A 21,379-nucleotide genomic window follows, 5' to 3' on the forward strand; every position below is an offset into this window, starting at 1 on the left:
CCTTGGGCGAACTGATCTTATGTGCCAAAAGGCCGCCGGAGCCGAACCTGTACAGATTGGACGGTGCAGACGTGACTGTCACCCTGGGAAACCGGTCCGCGATCCCGGCACCGCGCCGTGGGTCCGGGGTCTTCGAGCGCGCCCGGACGGTCACCGAGCCGGCACTGCGGGCCGCGGTCGACAGCCTGCCCCCCACGACCCGGCGCACCGTCGGCCACCACTTCGGGTGGTGGGACAGCACACGCACGGACACCACTGGCACGGACACCACAGGCAGGGAAGACCGCACGCGTACGCCCGCCAAAGCCATCCGCCCCGCCCTGGTCCTGGTGGCCGCCGAAGCGGTCGGCGGCACCCCCGTCGGCATGGCAGCCGTGGCAGCCGTGCCCGCCGCGATCCCGGCCGCCGTCGCCGTGGAGCTCGTGCACAACTTCGCCCAGCTCCGCGCCGAGAACACCATCGTGTCGAAGGTCTTCGGCACCACAGCGGCGCGACTCGCCGGCGACGCGCTTCTCGCCCTGGCCTTCGACGTGCTCGCCACGACCTCCCACCCCGGCACCGCGACCGCCGCCCACACGCTCAGCGCGACCATCGCACAGCTGATCGAGGGAGAGGCCATCACCGGCCTCGACGAGGACTTCCGCACGGCCCGCCGCCGCACCGGCGCCCTCCTGGAATGCAGCGCCGGCCTCGGCGGCCTGTTCGGCGGCGGCACGCCCGCCCAGATCGCCGCCCTGCGCGGCTTCGGCGCCGAACTCGGCCTGGCCATGCAGCTCACCGACGACCGGCGAGGCATCTGGGGAGCCGGACATCCCGACCTGCGCAACCGCAAGCGCACCCTGCCCGTGGTCGCCGCACTCGCCTCCAGGTCCGCGACCGCCGGGCGCATCGCGGAGGCGTACGAGGAAGCGTTGTCCGATGTAGACGCGAAGGAGCTGGCCGACGCGCTGGAGGCCGACGGCTGGCGCGACTGGTGTGTAGCCGAGGCCGAACGGCACCTGCGCGCCGCCCTCGATCAGCTAGAGCCCGGCATCACCACGGAGCGCCGCCAGGATCTGCGCGCGATCGTCCGGCTGGTCGGTGACCGGGACCGGTGAACCACCGTGTCGCCGCGGCGGTCTGCGCCGCGGCCTTCCTCAGCGCCCCGGCACCGGTCTCGGCCGCGCCGAAACCAGCGGTCTGCTACAACGCCACCTATCTGACGAGCGACCAGAGCCTGATCAGGCTCGACGACGACGCGACCAGCCCGAAGACCGTCGCCCGCTTCGACGCACCGCTGGACGCCGTCGCCTACGTGCCGGACACACAGAGGTTCTGGGCGCTCAGCGACGACCGGGTGATCAGCTTCGACCAGACGGGCCGGATCACCAAGAGAGCGCCAGTTCCAACCGCGCTCCAGGCACAAATCGCGACCAGCGCGGCGGCGGCCACCCGCGACCGCTGGATCGTCCGCACCGACCGCGAGGTCGTCACGTACAAGATGCCGGCTCTTGAGGAGGTCGAGCGGCACGAGATCGACGGCCCAGGCGCGGACATCCTGCTCAGACCCCAGATCGCCGACTGGGACCTCGACGGCGGCAAGCTCTACACGATCGCGTCAGGCCAGCTCCTCAGGATCGATCCCCACACCGGCAGGGCCACGCCAGTGGCCACCCCCACCGGTCTGCCCAGGACGGGCACCTTCGGCGCGATCACCATCGATCCACAAGGGACCCTGCACGCCCTCCACGACCAGACGGGCCGCATCTACGACGTCAAGCTCAGCAAACCGTCAGCGGCGACGACGAGAACCAACACGAGACCGACAACCAGATCGGACGCCGCCGCCTGCCCCGAGGCCTGGGACTACGGCGACGCCGGGACCCCGTATCCGACCAGCCGCGCGAAGAACGGGCCGCGACACAAGATCACCACCGGCCTGGCCCTAGGCCGGAGCGTCACCCCGGAGACCGATGCCACCAAGCTGGACCAGGACGACGCCCTGGCCCGGCCCGCGACGGTCGACCCCGACGGCACCCTGACGGTAGCCATCACCGTCACCAACCAGACCGGCCACAACGCCCTCCTGGCCGCCTGGCACGACCTGGACTGCAACGGCCGCTTCGACGACCGCGACGTCGCGACCAAGATCGTCAGGCCCAGCAGCGAACCCCGCACGGTCCACCTGACGTGGAAAGGAAAAGTCGCCCCGTCCACGCTGCGGATCCGCCTCTACGGCGGCCCGGACGGCTACAACGCGCCGTCACCGAAACCGACCGGTCCAGCCGACAGCGGCGAGGTCGAGGACCACCCGATCACCGCGGAACCCGCAGAACCCGTGGCGAGCAGCCACCCCACGAAGAAGAAACTCGACATCCAACCCCTCGCCGGCCCCCCGGCCACGGTGCCCGACCAGGGGGTCGCCCCGGTGCCGGTCCCCTACCCCGAGCGACCCCACCACCCGGTCGCCACCAACGCCAGGCCGATCGAGAAGGACCGTCTCCCGCTGACCTGGACGGTCTTCGTCGGGCTGCTGGTGCCGGCCGCGTCCGTAGCCGCCCGCGCGGCCGCCAAGAGAGGAAGTCGATGAACACGCTGCTCGCCGGGATCGCCGTGGTGCTCGCCGCGGCCCTCGCGTCCGTCATCGGGTTCACGATGGTGTCCCGCTGGGTGCCGCGGCGCTGGCGGGTCGCGGACGGCGACGCCGCCGGCACGGTCTATTCGACGATCGGCATGGTGTACGCGATCCTGATCGCGATCGCCGCCATCGCGGTGTGGGAGCCACGCGCCGACGCCGCGAGCAACACGGAGGCGGAGGCGAGCAGCCTGGTCGAGGCGTACTGGTCGGCCAACCGCCTCGCCCCCGCCGACCGGGACGACGTGCGCGGTCTGATCGTGGGTTACCTCCAGGTCGCCGGCGGCTCCGAGTGGGACCACCTGCGCACCGCGCACAGCGGCACGATGAGCGCCGAGAACCTGTCGACGGAGCTTCGCGAGCGGGTCGACGCGGTGCGACCCGCGACCGAGGCCGAGCAGGCCGCGCACCAGATGCTGGCCGGGCAGGTCAGCACCGCCGCGACCGCCCGCCGCGCCCGGATCGGCGACGCCGACTCCCGCATGCCGGCGCCCCTCTGGCCCATCCTGATCGGCGGAGCCGTGGTCAGCGTCGGGTTCCTCTACCTGTTCGGCCTGCGCCGCACGGTCCCCAATGGACTCATGTTCGCCACGCTCGGCGGCATGGTCGCCCTGATGCTCTTCGTCCTCTACCAGGTGGAGCTGCCGTACAGCCGAGGGTTCGCGGTCGATCCTGACGCGTTGCGGGCCGCTCTGGAAACGCTACGCGGCTCCGACGGCCTCTAAAGAGGAAGCCAGCACCTCGAGCCCGCGCTCCAGCGTGCCGTCGTCGATCACCAACGGTGGCAGGAAGCGCAGCACGTTGCCGTACGTGCCGCAGGTCAGCGTGAGCAGTCCGCGCCGGTGACACTCCGCCGAGACAGCGCTCGTGGTCACCGGATCGGGGGTCAGGGTGCCCGGCTGGGTGAGCTCGATGGCCTGCATGGCACCGCGGCCACGTACCTCGGCGATCCGCGGGTCCGCGGCGGCCAGGTCGCGGAGCCGGCCGCCCAACGTCAGGTCGATCCGCCTGGCGGCCGTGACCAGGTCGAGCTCGCGCATCGTCTCGATCGAGGCCAGCGCGGCGGCGCAGGCCAGCGGGTTGCCCCCGTAGGTGCCGCCCAGGCCACCGGGATGCACCGCGTCCATGATGTCGGCGCGGCCGGTCACCGCACCCAGCGGCAAACCGCCGGCGATGCCCTTGGCCAGGGTCATCAGGTCGGGCACGACGCCCTCGTGCGACGACGCGAACCAGTCACCCGTACGGCAGAAACCGGTCTGGATCTCGTCGGCGATGAACACCGCTCCCGCCTCGCGCGCCCACGCGGACAGCGCCGGCAGGAACCCCGGCGCAGGCACCACGAAGCCGCCCTCACCCTGGATCGGCTCGACCAGCACCGCGGCGACGTTGGTCGCGCCGATCTGCGCCGTGACGAGCTCCAACGCGCGGGCGGCGGCTTCGGCACCGGACAGCCCGCCGTCGCGCAACGGGTAGGACATCGGCACCCGGTAGACCTCACCGGCGAACGGGCCGAAGCGGTGCTTGTACGGCATGTTCTTCGCGGTCAACGCCATCGTGAGGTTGGTGCGACCGTGGTACGCGTGGTCGAACACGACCACCGCCGTGCGCCCGGTCGCGTGCCGCGCGATCTTCACCGCGTTCTCCACGGCCTCGGCGCCGGAGTTGACCAGCATCGAGCGCTTCTCGACGTCACCGGGGGCCAGCGCGTTCAGCGTCTCGCAGACGGAGACGTAGAGCTCGTACGGTGCGACCATGAAGCACGTGTGGGTGAACCGCTCCACCTGCTCGCGCACGGCCGCGACGACGCGCGGCGCCGAGTTGCCGACGGAGGTCACCGCGATGCCGGAGGCGAAGTCGATCCACTCCTTGCCGTCGACGTCGGTCAGGGTCCCGCCGCCAGCACGGTCCACATAGGAGCTGATGACCGAGCTGACGCCGCGTGCCACGGCGGCTGTCCGCCGCTTGTGCAGGTCCGACGAGGCCATCAGCCCTCCAGGTTGTGCATCACGTGCTTGACCCGGGTGTAGTCCTCCAGGCTGTAGACCGACAGGTCCTTGCCGTGGCCGGAGTGCTTGAAGCCGCCGTGCGGCATCTCCGACACGAACGGGATGTGCGTGTTGACCCAGACGCAGCCGAAGTCGAGCCGCCGGGTCATCCGCATGGCCCGGCCGTGGTCCCGGGTCCAGACCGAGGCGGACAGCCCGTATTCGACGCCGTTGGCCCAGCGGACGGCCTCGTCCTCGTCGGTGAACCGCTGCACGGTGATCACCGGCCCGAAGACCTCGTCCTGGATGATCTCGTCCCGCTGCCGCACGCCCGAGACGACCGTCGGCGAGTAGAAGTAGCCCCGCTCGCCGACCCGCCCGCCTCCGACCTCGACCGCGGCGTGGTCGGGCAGCCGGTCCACGAACCCGGTGACCCGGCCGAGCTGGTTGGCGTTGTTGAGCGGCCCGTAGAGCACGTCCTCCTCGTCGGGTCCGCCGGTCTTCGTGTTGCGGGCCTGCTCGACGAGCGCGGCGAGGAAGTCGTCGTGGATGCCCGGGCCGGCCAGCACGCGGGTCGCGGCGGTGCAGTCCTGGCCGGCGTTGAAGTAGCCGCCGACCGCGATGGCCTCGGCCGCCGCGGCCACGTCGGCGTCGTCGAACAGCACGACCGGCGCCTTGCCGCCCAGCTCCAGGTGGGTGCGCTTGAGGTCGGGGGCGGCGGCCGCGGCCACCTCCTTGCCCGCCCGGGTCGAGCCGGTGATCGAGACGAGCTGCGGCACGGGGTGCGCCACCACCGCGCGGCCGGTGTCGCGGTCGCCGGTCACCACGTTGAACACGCCGGCCGGGAAGAACTCGGACGCGATCTCGGCGAGCAGCAGCGTGCTGACCGGCGTGGTGTCACTCGGCTTGAGGACGACGCAGTTGCCGGCCGCCAACGCGGGAGCGATCTTCCAGATGGCCATCATCAGCGGGTAGTTCCACGGCGTCACCTGGCCGACGACGCCGAGGGGCTCGCGGCGCACGTACGACGTGTGCCCGGCCAGGTACTCGCCCGCCGACCGGCCCTCGAGCATGCGCGCGGCGCCCGCGAAGAACCGCAGCTCGTCGACCGCCGGCGGCAGCTCCTCCTCGGTGGTGAGCTGGCGGGGCTTGCCGGTGTTGCGCACCTCGGCGTCGACGAGCTCGGCGGCCCGGGACTCGACGGCGTCGGCGAACTTGAGCAGCGCGAGCTGCCGCTGGGCCGGGGTCACCTCACGCCAGCTCTCGAACGCCGTCGCGGCCGCCGTCATCGCCCGGTCGACGTCAGCCGGACCGGAGATCGGCGCCTGCGCGAAGACCTCACCGGTGCACGGGTCGAGCAGGTCGCTGAAGTTGCCGTCGACCGGGTCGACGTAGTCACCGTTGACGAAGTTGCGCAGCTGCTGCTTGTCGCTCATGGCGGGCGTCTCCAGGCTGGGGGCTCTGTTGCATGACGTATTCGCAACTCTCACGCCATCTTTGCGACCGAATCCGTTGCTGACAAGGGCTGTCGCCACCGTTTCCGCGAACCTGGCTGCTGAGTTACGCTGCGGCCGTGGACCAGCGCGCGTTCTACGTAGCAGGCCGGCCCGAGCACGGCACCGATCCGGTGACGGTCCGGCATCCCTTCGACGGTCATGCGGTCGGCACCACCACCTTCGCGACGTCCGAGCAGGTCGAACGCGCGGTCAGCGCGGCCGCGGAGGTCGCCGCCACGGCCGCGGCCCTTCCCGCGCACGCCCGCGCCGCCGCCCTCGACCACGTCTCCGCCCGGCTCAAGGAACGCGCCGACGAGGTCGCCCACCTGATCACGGCCGAGAACGGCAAGCCGCTCAAGTGGGCGCGCGCCGAGGCGGCCCGGGCCGTGTCGACGTTCCGCTGGGCGGCCGAGGAAGCGCGCCGGTTCGCCGGCGACCTGCAACGCCTCGACACCGACCCGGCCGCGACGGGCCGTCTGGCCGTGGTGCGCCGCTTCCCGCGCGGCCCGGTCCTCGGCATCGCGCCGTTCAACTTCCCGTTGAACCTGGTCGCGCACAAGGTCGCCCCGGCGATCGCGGCCGGCGCGCCGATCATCGTGAAGCCGGCGCCGGCCACACCGCTGAGCGCGCTGTTGCTGGGCGAGATCCTCGCGGAGACTGCACTGCCGGCGGGCATGTTCTCGGTGCTGCCGCTGCCGAACGAGCAGGCCGCCACGCTGGTGGAGGACCCACGGCTCCCGGTGGTCAGCTTCACCGGCTCGGGGCCGGTGGGCGCGTCGATCCGGCGTGCGGTGCCCGACAAGCACGTCACGCTGGAACTCGGCGGCAACGCGGCGGTGCTGCTGTGCGAGGACTGGACCGCGGACGCCGACCTGACCTGGGCGGCCGAGCGGATCGCGACATTCTCCAACTACCAGGCCGGCCAGAGCTGCATCGCGGTGCAACGGGTCTTCGTACACGAGTGGATCTATGACGGTTTCCTCCCCCGGTTGGTGGCCGCCGTAGCGGCGCTGCGCACGGGCGACCCCTCGGACGAGGCGACCGACGTCGGCCCACTGATCTCCGAGGCGGCGGCCCAGCGGGTCGAGTCGTGGGTGGACGAGGCGGTCACGGCGGGCGCGACGATCGAGGTGGGCGGCCTGCGCGCGGGAGCGACGTACCCGCCGACCGTGCTGTCGCGCCCCCCGAAGGACGCGAAGGTCAACCGCGAGGAGGTCTTCGGCCCGGTCCTGGTGGTGTCGCCCGTGCCGTCCGACGCGGCGGGCTTCGAGGCGATCAACGACTCGGACTACGGCCTGCAGGCGGGGGTCTTCACCCGCAACATCCAGACGGCCTTCACGGCCCACCGCACCCTCTCGGTCGGCGGGGTCATCGTCGGGGACGTGCCTTCGTACCGGGCCGACCAGATGCCCTATGGGGGCGTGAAGGGATCGGGGGTCGGGCGCGAGGGGCTGCGGAGCGCGATGGACGACTACACCGAGCCGCGGGTCATGGTCTTGACGGGCCTGGATCTTTAGTTTCTTTTACGCGCGTTCGCGGTGGGCACGACCGTTTGCTCCCGCGCGCAACGGGCGCGGCCCAAACCCGGGGCCGCGCCCTGCCTGGTCCGCGGTGGGTTGTCGTACCCGGGTGCTCTAATCCCGCCATGCATGTCATCGTCACGGGCGCACTCGTCGAAAACGGCTCGGTCCTGCTGGTGCACCGCAGCCCGACCCGCCATGCGTATCCAGATCTATGGGACCTGCCCGGAGGTCATGTCGAAGCGGGCGAGTCGCAGCTGGCAGCCCTGGCGCGCGAGATGCACGAAGAGGTCGGCGTGCACATCGCCACGGAGTCCTCGTCACGACTGGGCGTTCTGCACGCCGGCAGCGACGAGGACCCCGTTCACCTGAACGTCTGGCACATCGGCGACTGGGTCGGCTCGCCGACCAATCGTGCCCCTGACGAGCATGACGACATGGCCTGGGTAGCTCTGAGCGACCTCGGCGATCGTCCCCTGGTGCATGCCGGCCTGCCGGCATTGCTTCACTCTCTACCTGAGCCCGACCGACTACGCCGGCGCGACGAGCCGCTGGTCTAAGCCGACTCGGTGTTGGGGCCGCGGCGGCGTAGTTCGTCGACCGCGCCCATCGCGTCCCGGAGCTCACCCAGCCACTGGTCCGCGTGCTGACCTACGAGGCGGACGCACCAGGCCAAGGCTTCGGATCGGCTGCGGGCTACGCCGGCGTCCACCAGGGTGTCCAGGACCTGGCGGTCCGACTGGCGCAGGCGGGTCATCACCGGCGCCGAGAAGGTTGTGAACAGTGCCTCCGTCGAGCCGCAGGTGGCGCCCCAGCTGACTTTGCGGCGCCAGCGGTGCTCGATCTGTTGGGCGATCTTGATTCGTTGGTCTCGGGTGTCTTCGCGGTGTTGGGCGATGCGGCCCTGCTCCGCTGACGCTCGGTCCGCGTCCGACGCGTCATCGCCCAGCTGCGGCACGGGCAGCCGGCCAATGATCATGACCTCGTCGCGGTCGATCGTGACCGCGGGTGGGTCGGTGAACCAGCCGTCCGGCACCGCTCCGGCGATCCAGGCCGCCAAACCCTCCGACGGTGGTGGCTCGGCTCGTCCGCCTCGGCCGCCGCCTGCTTCCCATGGGCCTCGGAAACCCCTCATGGCGCACCTCCTGATTACTTGATTACAGCATTACACCGCTACAGGAGGGCGCACAGAGCCAAGCGGTTCGCCCTGAGCGAAAGCGCCGCGCATGTCAGCAGGGGGTTGTTGCGGATCCCGACAAGAGGCGGCGCCGGCTGATCAGCTCGCGGCGGCTTAGCCGCGCTGCTCGTCATCGTCCGCCGGGACCCGTGAGGTGGCGGATCGACAACCAATAGGACCGCGATTCGAAGCCGGTCCGACGACTACGAAGGAGCTACAGCGTCAGCGCATCGCCCACGGCGACCCGTAGGCCACCAGCAGATCCAGGAACGGCCGCGGCGGGAAGGCTTCCGGGCCCAGGACGCCCGCGCCTGACCAGGCGCCGTCGGACAGCAGCTCCAGCGCCACCACCGGGTTCACCGCGGTCTGCCAGACCACCGCCTGGTGGCCGTACTCGCGCATCGACCACTCGTTGTCGACCACGTGGTAGAGGTAGACCTCGCGCGGCGCGCCGGAGACGCCCGTGCCCCGCACCCACGTGCCGGCGCACGTCTTGCCCCTCATCAACGGCCCGAGGGTCGCCGGGTCCGGCAGGCAGGCCGCCACCACGTCGCGCGGGGCCACCGATACGTCGCCGACCTTGACCGGTACCGCCGAGTCCAGGCCGAGGCGGTGCAACGTCCGCAGCACCGCGATGAAGTCGGCCCCCAGGCCGTACTTGAACGTCACCCGGCCCGCGTCCACCCACCGCGGAATCAGCAGCACCTCTTCGTGCTCGACGTTCACACACTCGACCGGGCCGATGCCCTCCGGGAAGTCGAACACCTCCGGCTCCGAGAACGGCTCCGTCGTGAACCAGCCACGCCCGCGCTCGTACACCACCGGCGGGTTCAGGCACTCCTCGATCGTCGTCCAGATCGAGAACGACGGCGCGAACGCGTGCCCGTCGACCACCAGGTTCGAGCCGTCCCGCACCCCGATCTCGTCGATCGACGTGAACAGCTCGTCGGCCGCGTACCGGGCGAAGATGTCCGACAGCCCCGGCTCCACCCCGATCCCGACCAGCGCGAGCCGCCCCGACTCCTCCCACAGCGACGCCGTCTCGAACTGGGACGCACCGAGCACGACACCGGTCGACGAGTATGGAGATACGGGGTGCGGCTGCGACAGCGACATCGCCATGTCCAGATAGTCGGCACCGGCCGCGAACGCACCGTCGAAGATCGACATGACGAACCGCGGGTCGACCGCGTTGAACACGTGCGTGGCACCGGCGGCCAGGTCCCGCACCTCTGTCGACGACGACGCGTCGACCCGGGCGGCGGAGAAACGAGGGTCGTCGACCGAGGCCACCACTGCCGACGCTCGCTCCAGCGAATAGTCGGCCACCACCCACGACGAGAAGAACGAGCGCCGCGCGGCGATCGCGGCGGCGGCGGCGCCGACACCGCCCGCACCGATCTGTAGGACACGCATCAGGAATCGAACCCCAAACCGAATCTGTCGAGGGTACGCAGCCACAGGTTGCGCCGGCCGTCATGTGCGTCGGCGTGCGCCATCGACCAGCGGGTCGCGTTGATGACCAGTGAGCGCAACGGTTCCGGCGGGAACGGCATCGGGCGGCTGCGTACGAAGTCCAAGGTGGTCAAAGGTGTCGGAGAGCCGGACAGCAGGTCCAGCGCGACCCGCGCACCGAACCGGGTGGCACCGACGCCGAGGCCGGTGAACCCGGTCGCATACGCCAGCCGCCCACCCAGAGCCGTGCCGAAGAAGGCGCAGAACCGCGTGCAGGTGTCGACCACCCCGCCCCAGCGATGGGTGAAGGTCACCTCCGCCAACTGCGGGAAGGTCTCGAAGAAGTGCCGCGCCAACGTGGCGAACGTCGGCGCCTCACGGGCGAGCGACGGCGCCATCCGGTTGCCGTAGTGGTAGACGGCGTCGTACCCGCCGAACAGGATCCGGTTGTCGGCCGTGAGCCGGTAGTAATGGAACTGGTTGCCAGAGTCCGCCAACCCCTGGCGACGAAGCCAGCCGACGGACGCGAGCTGCGCCGCGGTCAACGGCCGGGTCACCAACGCGTAGTCGTAGACCGGCACGACATAGGCACGCAGCCGGCGCAGCAACGGCGGGAACGCGTTGGCGGCCAACACGACACCGCCGGCCCGCACCGCCCCACCGGCACAGCGAGCGAGAACCCCGGCCCCCGACCGCACCAGCCCCGTCACCCGCGTGTGCTCGTAGATCCGCACGCCCAAGGAGAGACAGGCTGCCCGCAACCCCCACGCCAACCGGGCCGGATCGAGCATGACCGTCCGGTCGCGGTGCCAGACGCCGCCCAGATAGGTCGGCGAGTCGACCTCGGCCCGCACCTCGGCCCGACCGAGCACCACCACGTCGTGCCCGTGCCGCCTGGCCAACGCGGCATCGGCGGCGAGGTCCGCGAGCTGGTGTGGTGCGGTCGCAAGCGAGATCTCCCCGGTGCGCTCGACGTCGCACCGGATGTCGAACAGCGAGATCGTGGCCAGCAGGGCGTCCAGGTTGGCCGCGCCAAGCGTCTCCAAGGTGGAGATCTCGTCCGGGAACCGGGCCGCCCCGTTGGCCAGGCCGTGGGTCAGCGACGACGCCAGGAACCCGCCGTTGCGCCCGGACGCCGCCCACCCGCAGGTGCCGGCCTCGACCAGCACCACGTCGCGACCGGGGTCGTCCTGCTTGGCCAACAGCGCCGCCCAGAGCCCGGCATAGCCCCCGCCGACGACCAGCAGGTCGGCGTCCAACGATCCGGAGAGCGGAGGCAGCGGGTCGGGGCGCTCGGGACGGTCGAGCCAGAAGACCCGGGGCTGCGCGTCCGCGAGCGCGCGACCGACGTTCATGCCACTCGCGCCCCCCGCCGCCGTCGCACGTTCGTCGCCAGCACCAGCAGCAGCGCGATCGCGAACATAGCCGTGCCGATCACGTTGACCTGCGGCGGGATGCCTCGCTGGTTGGCACCCCAAACGTACATGGGGAAGGTCACCGTGTTGCCCGAGTTGAAGTTCGTGATGATGAAGTCGTCGAAGGACAGTGAGAACGCCAGCAGGGCCGCGGCGACGATCCCGGGCAGCACCAGCGGCAGGGTGATCCGCCGGAAGGTCTGGAACGGCGTCGCGTAGAGGTCCATCGCGGCCTCTTCCAGCCGGGCGTCCATGCCGGCCAGCCGGGCCTTGACCGTGACCACCACGAACGACACGCAGAACATGATGTGCGCGATCAGGATGGTCACGAAGCCGAGCTGGAGGCCGCCCGCGGTGAACAGCGCCAGCAGCGACGTGCCCATCACGAGCTCGGGGGTCGCCATCGGCAGGAAGATCAGCAGGTTGGTCAGGCTGCGGCCGCGGAAGCGGTGCCGGGCCAGCGCGAACGCCATCAGCGTGCCCAGGATGGTCGCGAACACCGTTGCCAGGAGGCCGATCCAGGCCGAGCGGCTGACCGCGTCGCACAGGTCCGGCGGCCCGCACAGGTTGGTCCAGTTGTCGGTGGTGAACGCGTTGAAGTCGTACGACAGCCGACTCGACGGGCGGTTGAACGACAGGCCGGCGACGACCGCGATCGGCAGGAACAGGTAGAGCAGCACCATGAGGCCGACCGTCATCACCCAGTGGTCGGCGAGCCAACGCCTCATCTAGACCACCTCGTCAGTGCCGGAGCGACGCACGTACGTGAAGACGATGACCAGGATGATCGCCATCAGGAGGAACGACAGCGCCGCGCCCTGGGGTGGCTCCTGGCGGGACAGGAACGCCGAGTTCACCACGTTGCCGACCATGTTGGTGTTGGTGTTGCCGAGCAGCGCGGCGTTGATGTAGTCGCCCACCGCCGGGATGAAGAACAGCAGCGTGCCGGCGACCAGGCCGGGCATCGACAGCGGCAGCGTGACCTTGACGAACGTCCGGGTCGGGCTGGCGTAGAGGTCGCCGGCCGCCTCGAGCAGCCGGTAGTCGAGCCGTTCGAGGCTGGCGTAGAGGGGCAACACCAGGAACGGCAGGAAGTTGTACGTCAGGCCGAGTATCACCGCGACCGGTGTCGCGAGCAGCCGGCCCTCGTCGCCGAGCAGGCCGATGTCGCGCAGGAAGCCGACGAGCCAGCCGTTGTCCGACAGGATCGTCTTCCAGGCCAGCGTGCGCACCAGGAAGCTGGTGAACATCGGCGCGACCACGCAGACCAGCAGCAGGTTCTTCCACCGGCCGGCCTTCTGGGCGATCGCGTACGCCAGCGGGTAGCCGATCAGGATGCCGATCACGGTGGCGATGGCCGCGTAGCTGAACGAACGGACGAGCTGCGGCCAGGCGTACGCGATCGCGTCGGGGTAGTTGCCGAACTCCCACGTCATCGCGTAGCCGGTGGTCACCGAGCCCGACGGGTCGTAGAGGCTGGTCGCGCCGAGCTGGATCGTCGGCACGACGAAGAACAGGAACAGCCAGGCGGCACCGGGGAACAGCAGCAGGTACGGAAGCCAGCGCCGGCGGTCACGCCGTTCCGCTTGTACTCCGCCGGTGGGTGCGTCGACCGGGCGCGCACCGACCCCGGTCAGGAGTGTCACGACCCGACCCCGACCGCGTCCGGCGAGTCCAGCAGCGGGGTGGTCTGGTCGCCCTCTCCGGCCGCGCGCGGCAGCAGGAACGCGTGCTGCGGGTGCCAGTGCGCGGTCACCTCGGAGCCGACCGCGAACTGGGTCGCGTCACCGCCGTTGGGCGCGAAGACCGCGAGCTCGGTGCCCCAGCCGGTGCGCACGAGGTACTGCGTGCTCACGCCGACGTAGGACGAGTCGGTGATGACGCCGGCCACGGACTGGTGGCCGGCCGGCACGGCAGCGCCGGCCGGGACCAGGGCGAGCTTCTCCGGGCGTACGCCGAGGAAGACCGGACCCCGCTGCGTGCGCGACCGCTGCGCCGGCACAGCGAACCGCTGGTCGTAGGCTTCGACCAGGACGTCGCCACCGTGCTGACCAGCGGCCTCGCCGGCCAGCAGGTTGGACTGGCCCAGGAAGTTGGCCACGAACGCGGTCGCGGGGTACTCGTAGATCTCCGCGGGCCGGCCGAGCTGCTCGATCTTGCCCGTGTTCATCACGGCGACCGTGTCGGCCATCGTCATGGCCTCCTCCTGGTCGTGCGTGACGTGCACGAAGGTGATGCCGACCTCGGTTTGGATGCGCTTGAGCTCGATCTGCATCTGCCGGCGCAGCTTGAGGTCGAGGGCGCCGAGCGGCTCGTCGAGCAGCAGCACCTGCGGGTGGTTGATCAACGCCCGGGCCAGCGCGACCCGCTGCTGCTGGCCGCCGGAGAGCTCGGCCGGCCGGCGCTTGCCGAAGCCGCCCAGCTGCACCAGCTCCAACATCTCGTCGACCTGGCGCTTGACCTCGCGCACCTTGCGCCGGCGCAACCCGAACGCCACGTTCTCGTGGACGTCGAGATGCGGGAACAGCGCGTAGCTCTGGAACACGGTGTTGACCGGCCGCTGGTATGCCCGCAGCCGGGTGATCTCGCGGTCGCCGAGCCGGATCTCGCCGGTGGTCGGCTCCTCCAGCCCGGCGACCATCCGCAGCGTGGTGGTCTTGCCGCACCCGGACGCGCCGAGCAGTGCGAAGAACGCGCCCTGCGGGACGGTCAGGCTCAGGTCGTCGACCGCGGTGAACTCGCCGAACCGCTTGGTGACGTTGGTGATCCGCAGGTCGCCGGTCTCGGGTGCCGTCATCTCAGGCTCCGATGACCCGCTGGAACGCGGACTCGTACTCGCGCTCCTCGGCCTCCGTGAGCGCCTTGAAGACCTTGGTGTTCGACAGCAGCGCGTCGTCGGGGAAGATCAGCGGATTGTTCGCCAGCTCCGGGTCGATCTTCTCCATCGCTTCCTTGGCGCCGACGACCGGACAGATGTAGTTGACGTACGCGGCGAGCTCGGCCGCCACCGCCGGGTCGTAGTAGTAGTCCAGGAACGCTTCGGCGTTGGCCTTGTGCGTGGCCTTGTTGGGCACCGACGAGTTGTCGGAGTAGAGCATCGCGCCGCTCTCCGGCGCCACGAACTTCACCTTCGGGTCCTCGATGCCGAGCTGGATGATGTCGCCGGACCAGCCGATGCACGCCGCGATGTCGCCCTTGGCGAGTTCCGGCGCGTAGTCGTTGCCGGTGAACCGGCGGATCTGCCCGGCGTCGACCGCCTTCTGCAGCTTGTTGATCGCGTCATCGAACTGCGCCTTGGTGAAGTCCGACGGGTTGTGCCCGTTGGACTGCAGGATCAGCCCCATCGTGTCGCGCATCTCGGTCAGTGCGGTCACCTTGCCCTTGAGGTCGGGCCGGGTCAGCAGGTCGTCGACCGACTTGATCTCCTTGGTGACGTTGCCGTTGTAGGCGAGGCCCGCCAGGCCCGACTGCCACGGCACCGCGTACTCGTTGTTCTTGTCGAAGGGTCGCCCCTTGAGCGAGGGCAGCAGGTTCTTCTGGAAGTTCGGCATCTTCGCGGCGTCGAGCTTCTGCAGCCAGCCCAGCCGGATCATGCGGGCCGTCATCCAGTCGGTGAGCACGATGACGTCGCGGTCGGTCGGCTGGCACGCCGTGAGCTGGTTCTGCACCTTGCCGAAGAACTCGTTGTTGTCGTTGATGTCTTCCGTATAGCTGACGGTGATGCCAGTCTTCTGTTCGAACGCGACGAGGGTCGGGCGCTTCGACTCGTCCTTGTCATCGACGTCGATATATTGGGGCCAGTTCGAAACGGTGAGCTTCTTCTCCGAGCCGGAGCTGTCCTCGCTGACGCAGCTCGCCTCGGTCTGCTGCGCACCCTTGGTGCCGCAGGCGACGAGCGCGCCACCGGAGACCGCGAGTGCTCCGGAAGCGAGCGCACCCCGCATCAGGGTGCGACGGGACAGGGAGGAGCGCGTGAACGAAAGCAGGGCCGCGGCCTCGGGGGACAACGGCGGACGCGAGCGATTGCGCATCGGGGACTCCCGGGTTCGGTCTAGTTGGGGGGATCTAGACGACGACCGATCCTGACATGCGATAACCCCTGTCACAAGGGATTCCGTTGCCACTCTCGTAGTTGACGACGAAATACGGAAGACTTGCCGCTGTAATGCACGTCCTTTACTGAGGAGGATCTAGAAATGGGCATGTCGGGCAACGGGGCGGGTCCCCGCCGGGCTGTGGTCCGCGAAGGGGCCAGCCACGCGCTGCTCGACGATGTCGCCAAGCAGATCATCGAGCAGCTTCAGGAGGACGGACGGCGGCCGTACGCGACGATCGGCAAGGCGGTCGGGCTCTCCGAGGCGGCGGTCCGGCAGCGGGTCCAGCGTCTGCTCGACGCCGGAGTGATGCAGATCGTGGCGGTGACCGACCCGCTCCAGCTCGGCTTTCCCCGCCAGGCGATGATCGGGCTGCGCGTCGCCGGCGACCTGGAGCTGGTGGCCGACCGGCTGGCCGAGCTGCACGAGGTCGACTACGTGGTGATCACGGCGGGCTCGTTCGACCTGCTGTGCGAGGTGGTGTGCCGCGACGACGACCACCTGCTGGAGATTCTCAAGCGGCTGCGGACGGTCGAGGGCGTGCTCTCCACCGAGGCGTTCGTCTATCTCAAACTGCGGAAGCAGACCTATTCATGGGGTACGGCCTAGCTTCGGATTTCGTGGCGTTCTTGGCTTTTGGCTTCCGGAACCCTTGCCTCGCGCCAGGTTTTTGTGCGATAACCGTTGTAGGTGCTGCGAGCTCACCAGCTCGCACGACGACGCGATGGGGACTGCGATGGCCAACGCCACCGACCACCTGTGGATGCACTTCACCCGGATGTCCAGCTATCGCGACGGGGAGGTGCCCACGATCGTCCGTGGGGAAGGCGCCTACGTCTGGGACGACCAGGGCCGCCGCTACCTCGACGGGCTGTCGGGCCTGTTCGTGGTCAACGCGGGCCACGGCCGCACCGAGCTCGCCGACGCCGCCGCCAAGCAGTCCGCGGAGCTGGCGTTCTTCCCGCTGTGGTCCTACGCCCATCCGACCGCGGTCGAGCTTGCGTCCCGGATCGCCTCGCTGACGCCCGGCGACCTCAACCGGGTGTTCTTCACGACCGGCGGGTCCGAGGCGGTCGAGTCGGCGTGGAAGCTGGCCCGGGCCTACTTCAAACGGGTCGGCAAGCCGAACAAGCACAAGGTGGTCAGCCGGCACATCGCCTACCACGGCACCTCGATGGGCGCGCTGTCGATCACCGGGCTGCCGGGCATCAAGTCGGACTTCGAGCCGCTCGTGCCGGGCGGGATCAAGGTGCCGAACACGAACTTCTACCGCGCGCCGGAGCATGGGTCGTCTCTCGACGACTTCGGGCGGTGGGCGGCGGACGAGATCGCGCGGGCGATCGAGCGTGAGGGGCCGGACACTGTTGCGGCGGTGTTCCTCGAGCCTGTGCAGAACTCGGGCGGCTGCTTCCCGCCACCGCCTGGATACTTCTCGCGGGTTCGAGAGATTTGCGACGCGTACGACGTGTTGCTGGTCTCTGATGAAGTGATCTGTGCTTGGGGTCGGCTCGGTTACTACTTCGGGGCTGAGCGCTATGGCTACCAGCCCGACATCATCACCACTGCCAAGGGCCTGACCTCCGGGTACGCGCCGCTGGGAGCGATGATCGCGTCGGACCGGCTGATCGAGCCGTTCCTGGGCGCGACGGAGATGTTCGCGCACGGCATCACGTTCGGCGGGCATCCGGTGTCGTGCGCGGTGGCGCTGGCCAACCTGGACGTGTTCGCGCGGGAGGACCTGACGGGTCACGTGCGCTCTGTCGAAGGTGCCTTCCGGTCCACCTTGGAGAAGCTGCTGGACCTGCCGATCGTCGGCGACGTCCGGGGTGACGGGTTCTTCTACGGGATCGAGCTGGTCAAGGACAAGGCGACCAGGGCGACCTTCGACGAGGCGGAGTCCGAGCGACTGCTGCGCGGCTTCCTGTCGACGGCGCTGTTCCAGGCCGGCCTGTACTGCCGGGCGGACGACCGGGGTGACCCGGTGGTGCAGCTCGCGCCGCCGCTGATCTGCGAGCAGCAGCAGTTCGACGAGATGGAGCAGATCCTGCGTTCGGTGCTGACGGAGGCGTGGCAGCGCCTGTGATCTCGTACTGGATGGGGCCGCCGCCCACGTTGCGACCTCCGCTGTCGGGGTCTGTCTCGTGCGACGTGGCGATCGTGGGCGCGGGCTTCACCGGGTTGTGGACCGCGTACTACCTGAGCTCGTTGGATCCGTCGTTGCGGGTGGTGGTGCTGGAGAGCGCGTACGCGGGGTTCGGCGCTTCGGGGCGAAACGGGGGTTGGTGCTCGGCGCTGCTGCCGACGTCGTTGCCGTCGTTGGCCCGGCGCCACGGCCGCTCCGCGGCGATCTCCTTCCAGCAGGCGATGAACGCGACGGTCGACGAGGTCGGGCGGGTGTGCGCGACCGAAGGAATCGCGTGCGACTTCCACAAGGGCGGGACGGTGTCGGTGGCCCGGTCGTCGGCGCAGCTCGCCCGGGCTGCCGGGACTGTTTCGTCGTACGCCTCCTTCGGGTTCGACGAGGTGTCGCTGCTGTCGGCGCCCGAGGCGTCCGCGCGGCTCGGGGCGACGTCGGTGCTGGGCGGGGTGTTCACCCCGCACTGCGCGGCCATCCAGCCGGCTTCGCTGGTGCGGGGGTTGGCGTCGGTGGTCGCGGCTCGCGGGGTCGCTCTCTACGAGGGGACGCCGGTGACCTCGCTGCGGCCGGGGGCTTGTGTGACACCGTTCGGCACTGTGCGGGCACCGGTGGTGGTGCGGGCGACGGAGGGCTACACGGCGGGGCTGCCCGGTCATGGGCGAGCGGTGGCGCCGGTCTACTCGCTGATGGTGGCGACGCCGCCGCTGCCGTCGTCGACCTGGGACGCCATCGGGCTTGCCGACCGGGAGACGTTCACGGACTTCCGCCACCTGATCATCTACGGGCAGCGGACCGCTGACGGGCGGCTGGCCTTCGGCGGGCGGGGCGCGCCGTACCACTTCGGCTCGGCGGTGTCGCCGTCGTTCGATCTTGAGCCTTCGGTCTTCGCGGCGCTGCGGCAGACGTTGGTCGATCTGTTTCCGGTGCTGGGGCCGGTCGCGGAGATCTCACACGCGTGGGGTGGGCCGCTCGGGGTCACGCGGGACTGGACGGCTTCGGTGGGGTTGGACCGGGCGTCGGGGCTGGCGTGGGCGGGCGGCTATGTCGGGGACGGGGTGGGGACCAGCAATCTGGCTGGGCGGACGCTGGCGGACCTGATCCTGGAGCGGTCGTCTGAGCTTGTGGGGCTGCCCTGGGTGGGGCACCGGTCGCGGTCATGGGAACCGGAGCCGTTGCGGTGGCTGGGCATCAACGCGGCCCTGCGCGCGACGGCGTCGGCTGACGCAGCCGAGGCACGCACCGGGCGACCCGCACGACGAGCAGACCTGATCGCGCGGTTGGTGGGCGGCTGACCGCGGTCTTTCGTGCTCTCCTGGCTCGTGTGCTTTGCGACCCTCTGCCTCGGCGGCCTCAGCAGTGATCTCCTGCCACAGGGGTCCGCGAGGCTCCGCCCGCCGTCGGCAGCCTGCCCACCGGCCCGCTGGTGTTACTGGCTGGGCGGGATGACGCGGAGGTGGCCGCGGCGGCCTTGTTGGTGGCCTGCGTGCGGGAGGTCGTCGTAGTCGTCGTAGCGGCCTGGGCGGGCCGCCTCACGTACCGCGTCGGCCAGGGCGACCAGGTCGTCGGTCGTGGGTGGTGGCGGCTGGAACTCGCCCTCGTGGCGCACCACTTCCCAGCCGCGGGGGGCGGTCAGAGAGCGGGCGTGCGTCTCGCAGAGGTCATAGGTATGCGGCTCCGCGAAGGCAGCCAACGGCCCGACGACGGCGGTTGACTCGTGGTAAACGTAGGTCAGCGTGGCGACAGCCGGCCTGGGACAGCCGTTCCTGGAGCAACGCCGTGGAGACCTCACGGCGGCACGTTATCGCCCCCACCCGGGCGTTGCCCCGCCTTGCGCCGCGACACGCCGATCGCGGGGCTAGGCTGAGGCTGCTTTTCTCCAGGAGGTGCACGATGACCAGCCCCGCCAACCGCCGGCCGCCGTCCGGTCGGCGCCGTGACCGGCACGGTCGCGGGCTGCGGGGACGCTTGGTCCCCGCGACGGTGCCGCTGGCGCGTACCAAGGCAGAGATCTTCGATGATCTTGTCCTGGACACGGTCGAGACCCTGGAGCATCGGTTCGCGAAGGAGCTCGCCGGGGTCGAGTTCGCGGTGGAGGACGTGCCGCCGGAGCTCAACGTGTACGACACGGACGTGCTCGAAGACGGCGAGGTCCCGCTGGCCCGCCTCCTGCCGGGCCGCCCCGGCCGAGCCGACATGGCGCCGCGAATCGTCCTCTACCGGCGGCCGCTGGAGTTCCGCGCGATGGACCACGACGACCTGGCCGACCTGGTCCACGACGTGATCATCGAGCAGGTCGCCAACCTGCTGGGCCTAGACCCGGACGAGCTGAGCTGACGCCGGGCTGATCTTGCCCGGCCGAGCCAGCCGCTTGGCCGTATGACCTCTCGCGCGGCCGTCGCCTCCACCGCCTCACCCGGAATTCGACACGATCCGGGACACCTTGGGTGTGTCCGCGGTGGGGGTGTTCAATCCGCCAGCCACCTGTCCCGACGTGACAGCCGCAATCGCACCTGCCCGGACCAACCATCGGCGCATCCGACAGCTGCTCCAGTGCCCGCTCTTCCACCCACTCCGCCACCTCGGCGTGCCCCGGATGCGGTCGAGGGCCCGCATCGCTGGCGATGATGGCCCTCGTTCCCCGGTATGTTCTTGTGCCGCCTTCGGCGCGGGTTCCCCCTCCGCGCTTGGTGCCGGCTGACGTTTCGTTGCCCGGTCAGGCGACGACGCGCCGCTTCAGCTTGCGTCGCTCGCGTTCCGACAGGCCGCCCCAGATGCCGAACCGCTCGTCGTGGCCGAGCGCGTACTCGAGGCATTCGGCCTTGACGTCGCAGCGCGAGCAGATCCGCTTGGCCTCGCGGGTCGAACCGCCCTTTTCCGGGAAGAACGCTTCCGGGTCGGTCTGGGAGCACAGTGCACGCTCCTGCCATTCCGGCGCGTTGCCCAGCAGGTCGGCGACCTCGACACGGCCACCATCCATAACGTTGCCTCCTTTCGCACGCCGGCCTGCGACCGGCGTAACCCCCTCGCGGAAGGCCCTACTTTTTCGCCCGTACGGTCCGATTTGTCATGTCCCGTTCGAACGACCCCAGTGAAATTACACGCGTGTAATGCGTGCGTCGTCAAGCGGAACCTGATAAATAGGCCCACTCACCGGCGTGCCGTGGGCGACTCGCGGATGGCGCCGTGGTCCTTCGGCTCCCTACCGATCCAGACCCCAGGCGGGTAACGCTCGCTCGACCACTTTCCCACCAGCTCAGACGCCACAACCGCACATAAGAGATCAAACCACGACATCCCTAGCTTGATCCACCCGGCCTCCGCTAGTCCCCCGGTCGAGGGCACGAATCGGGCGAGTGATTACCCCTTTCAGATGATCATGCAAACCTGGTGGTTCGCTGTAGGAACCGTCAGCTTTCGGACCCGCTGAACCGCATCGGCTCCAGCAAACGCGAAGCGTCTCGAGCGGCTATCTCGAAAGTCGCGGCG

The 21,379-nt window shown here is 69.9% G+C and carries 20 protein-coding genes; 9 read left to right on the top strand and 11 right to left on the bottom strand.

Annotation, left to right across the window (positions count from 1 at the left end; genetic code table 11):
* Window positions 1-71: 71 nt before the first annotated feature.
* The 3 genes from AB0J88_RS11290 to AB0J88_RS11300 are packed head-to-tail and all read left to right on the top strand — an operon-like array spanning window position 72 to window position 3,339.
* Window positions 72-1,097, top strand: a complete 1,026-nt coding sequence (locus AB0J88_RS11290; protein ID WP_364345994.1) for a polyprenyl synthetase family protein — start codon at window positions 72-74, stop codon at window positions 1,095-1,097.
* Window positions 1,094-2,569, top strand: a complete 1,476-nt coding sequence (locus tag AB0J88_RS11295; RefSeq protein ID WP_364345992.1) for a GEVED domain-containing protein — start codon at window positions 1,094-1,096, stop codon at window positions 2,567-2,569. Before AB0J88_RS11290 ends, AB0J88_RS11295 begins: the two co-directional genes overlap by 4 nt.
* Window positions 2,566-3,339 carry a hypothetical protein gene (locus tag AB0J88_RS11300; RefSeq protein ID WP_364345990.1) on the top strand — a complete coding sequence of 258 codons (774 nt, stop codon included), beginning with the start codon at window positions 2,566-2,568 and terminating at the stop codon, window positions 3,337-3,339. The genes AB0J88_RS11295 and AB0J88_RS11300 overlap by 4 nt, the downstream gene beginning before the upstream one ends.
* On the opposite strand, the gene gabT is transcribed toward AB0J88_RS11300, so the two are convergent.
* Together gabT and AB0J88_RS11310 are read right to left on the bottom strand one after the other, a co-directional pair.
* Entirely contained in the window at window positions 3,316-4,602 is a 1,287-nt protein-coding gene (gabT, locus tag AB0J88_RS11305) for a 4-aminobutyrate--2-oxoglutarate transaminase (RefSeq protein ID WP_364346145.1), read from the bottom strand. The two genes, AB0J88_RS11300 and gabT, sit on opposite strands and share 24 nt — an antisense overlap.
* Entirely contained in the window at window positions 4,599-6,035 is a 1,437-nt protein-coding gene (locus AB0J88_RS11310; RefSeq protein ID WP_364345988.1) for a gamma-aminobutyraldehyde dehydrogenase, read from the bottom strand. Before AB0J88_RS11310 ends, gabT begins: the two co-directional genes overlap by 4 nt.
* Before the next feature lie 137 nt (window positions 6,036-6,172).
* Between AB0J88_RS11310 and AB0J88_RS11315 the strand changes: the two genes are divergently transcribed.
* Window positions 6,173-7,612: an aldehyde dehydrogenase family protein gene (locus tag AB0J88_RS11315; protein ID WP_364345986.1), complete on the top strand. Its 1,440-nt coding sequence runs from the start codon at window positions 6,173-6,175 to the stop codon at window positions 7,610-7,612.
* A gap of 128 nt (window positions 7,613-7,740) precedes the next feature.
* Window positions 7,741-8,175, top strand: a complete 435-nt coding sequence (locus tag AB0J88_RS11320) for an NUDIX domain-containing protein (protein ID WP_364345984.1) — start codon at window positions 7,741-7,743, stop codon at window positions 8,173-8,175.
* On the opposite strand, the gene AB0J88_RS11325 is transcribed toward AB0J88_RS11320, so the two are convergent.
* From AB0J88_RS11325 to AB0J88_RS11355, 7 genes are all read right to left on the bottom strand, one after another.
* Window positions 8,172-8,675, bottom strand: a complete 504-nt coding sequence (locus AB0J88_RS11325; RefSeq protein ID WP_364345982.1) for a hypothetical protein — start codon at window positions 8,673-8,675, stop codon at window positions 8,172-8,174. The two genes, AB0J88_RS11320 and AB0J88_RS11325, sit on opposite strands and share 4 nt — an antisense overlap.
* 339 nt (window positions 8,676-9,014) lie before the next feature.
* A complete protein-coding gene (locus AB0J88_RS11330) occupies window positions 9,015-10,208 on the bottom strand; it encodes a saccharopine dehydrogenase C-terminal domain-containing protein (protein WP_364345980.1) in 1,194 nt (397 codons plus the stop codon).
* Window positions 10,208-11,602: an FAD-dependent oxidoreductase gene (locus AB0J88_RS11335; RefSeq protein ID WP_364345978.1), complete on the bottom strand. Its 1,395-nt coding sequence runs from the start codon at window positions 11,600-11,602 to the stop codon at window positions 10,208-10,210. Before AB0J88_RS11335 ends, AB0J88_RS11330 begins: the two co-directional genes overlap by 1 nt.
* Entirely contained in the window at window positions 11,599-12,390 is a 792-nt protein-coding gene (locus AB0J88_RS11340) for an ABC transporter permease (protein ID WP_364345976.1), read from the bottom strand. Before AB0J88_RS11340 ends, AB0J88_RS11335 begins: the two co-directional genes overlap by 4 nt.
* Window positions 12,391-13,299, bottom strand: coding sequence for an ABC transporter permease (locus tag AB0J88_RS11345; protein WP_364346143.1), 909 nt, complete (start codon window positions 13,297-13,299; stop codon window positions 12,391-12,393).
* A gap of 5 nt (window positions 13,300-13,304) precedes the next feature.
* Window positions 13,305-14,459, bottom strand: coding sequence for an ABC transporter ATP-binding protein (locus tag AB0J88_RS11350; protein WP_364345974.1), 1,155 nt, complete (start codon window positions 14,457-14,459; stop codon window positions 13,305-13,307).
* A gap of 1 nt (window position 14,460) precedes the next feature.
* Window positions 14,461-15,693: a spermidine/putrescine ABC transporter substrate-binding protein gene (locus AB0J88_RS11355; protein ID WP_364345972.1), complete on the bottom strand. Its 1,233-nt coding sequence runs from the start codon at window positions 15,691-15,693 to the stop codon at window positions 14,461-14,463.
* Window positions 15,694-15,864: 171 nt separating this feature from the next.
* Between AB0J88_RS11355 and AB0J88_RS11360 the strand changes: the two genes are divergently transcribed.
* The 3 genes from AB0J88_RS11360 to AB0J88_RS11370 all read left to right on the top strand — a co-directional run bounded on the left by AB0J88_RS11360 (window position 15,865) and on the right by AB0J88_RS11370 (window position 19,185).
* Window positions 15,865-16,365 carry an Lrp/AsnC family transcriptional regulator gene (locus AB0J88_RS11360; RefSeq protein WP_364346141.1) on the top strand — a complete coding sequence of 167 codons (501 nt, stop codon included), beginning with the start codon at window positions 15,865-15,867 and terminating at the stop codon, window positions 16,363-16,365.
* 127 nt (window positions 16,366-16,492) lie between these two features.
* A complete protein-coding gene (locus AB0J88_RS11365) occupies window positions 16,493-17,839 on the top strand; it encodes an aspartate aminotransferase family protein (protein ID WP_364345970.1) in 1,347 nt (448 codons plus the stop codon).
* A gap of 11 nt (window positions 17,840-17,850) precedes the next feature.
* A complete protein-coding gene (locus tag AB0J88_RS11370) occupies window positions 17,851-19,185 on the top strand; it encodes an FAD-dependent oxidoreductase (RefSeq protein ID WP_364346139.1) in 1,335 nt (444 codons plus the stop codon).
* Window positions 19,186-19,319: 134 nt separating this feature from the next.
* Here the strand turns inward: AB0J88_RS11370 and AB0J88_RS11375 are convergent, their stop codons facing one another.
* Entirely contained in the window at window positions 19,320-19,682 is a 363-nt protein-coding gene (locus AB0J88_RS11375) for a DUF3499 domain-containing protein (protein WP_089245310.1), read from the bottom strand.
* A 101-nt stretch (window positions 19,683-19,783) separates the two neighbouring features.
* Between AB0J88_RS11375 and AB0J88_RS11380 the strand changes: the two genes are divergently transcribed.
* The gene (locus AB0J88_RS11380) at window positions 19,784-20,227 is read left to right on the top strand and encodes a metallopeptidase family protein (RefSeq protein ID WP_089245308.1); all 444 of its coding nucleotides are present in this window, start codon (window positions 19,784-19,786) and stop codon (window positions 20,225-20,227) included.
* A gap of 379 nt (window positions 20,228-20,606) precedes the next feature.
* On the opposite strand, the gene AB0J88_RS11385 is transcribed toward AB0J88_RS11380, so the two are convergent.
* Window positions 20,607-20,870, bottom strand: coding sequence for a WhiB family transcriptional regulator (locus AB0J88_RS11385; protein ID WP_089245306.1), 264 nt, complete (start codon window positions 20,868-20,870; stop codon window positions 20,607-20,609).
* Between the last annotated feature and the right edge of the window lie 509 nt (window positions 20,871-21,379).

Source organism: Asanoa sp. NPDC049475 (genome assembly GCF_040676915.1).
Classification (GTDB): Bacteria; Actinomycetota; Actinomycetes; order Mycobacteriales; family Micromonosporaceae; genus Asanoa.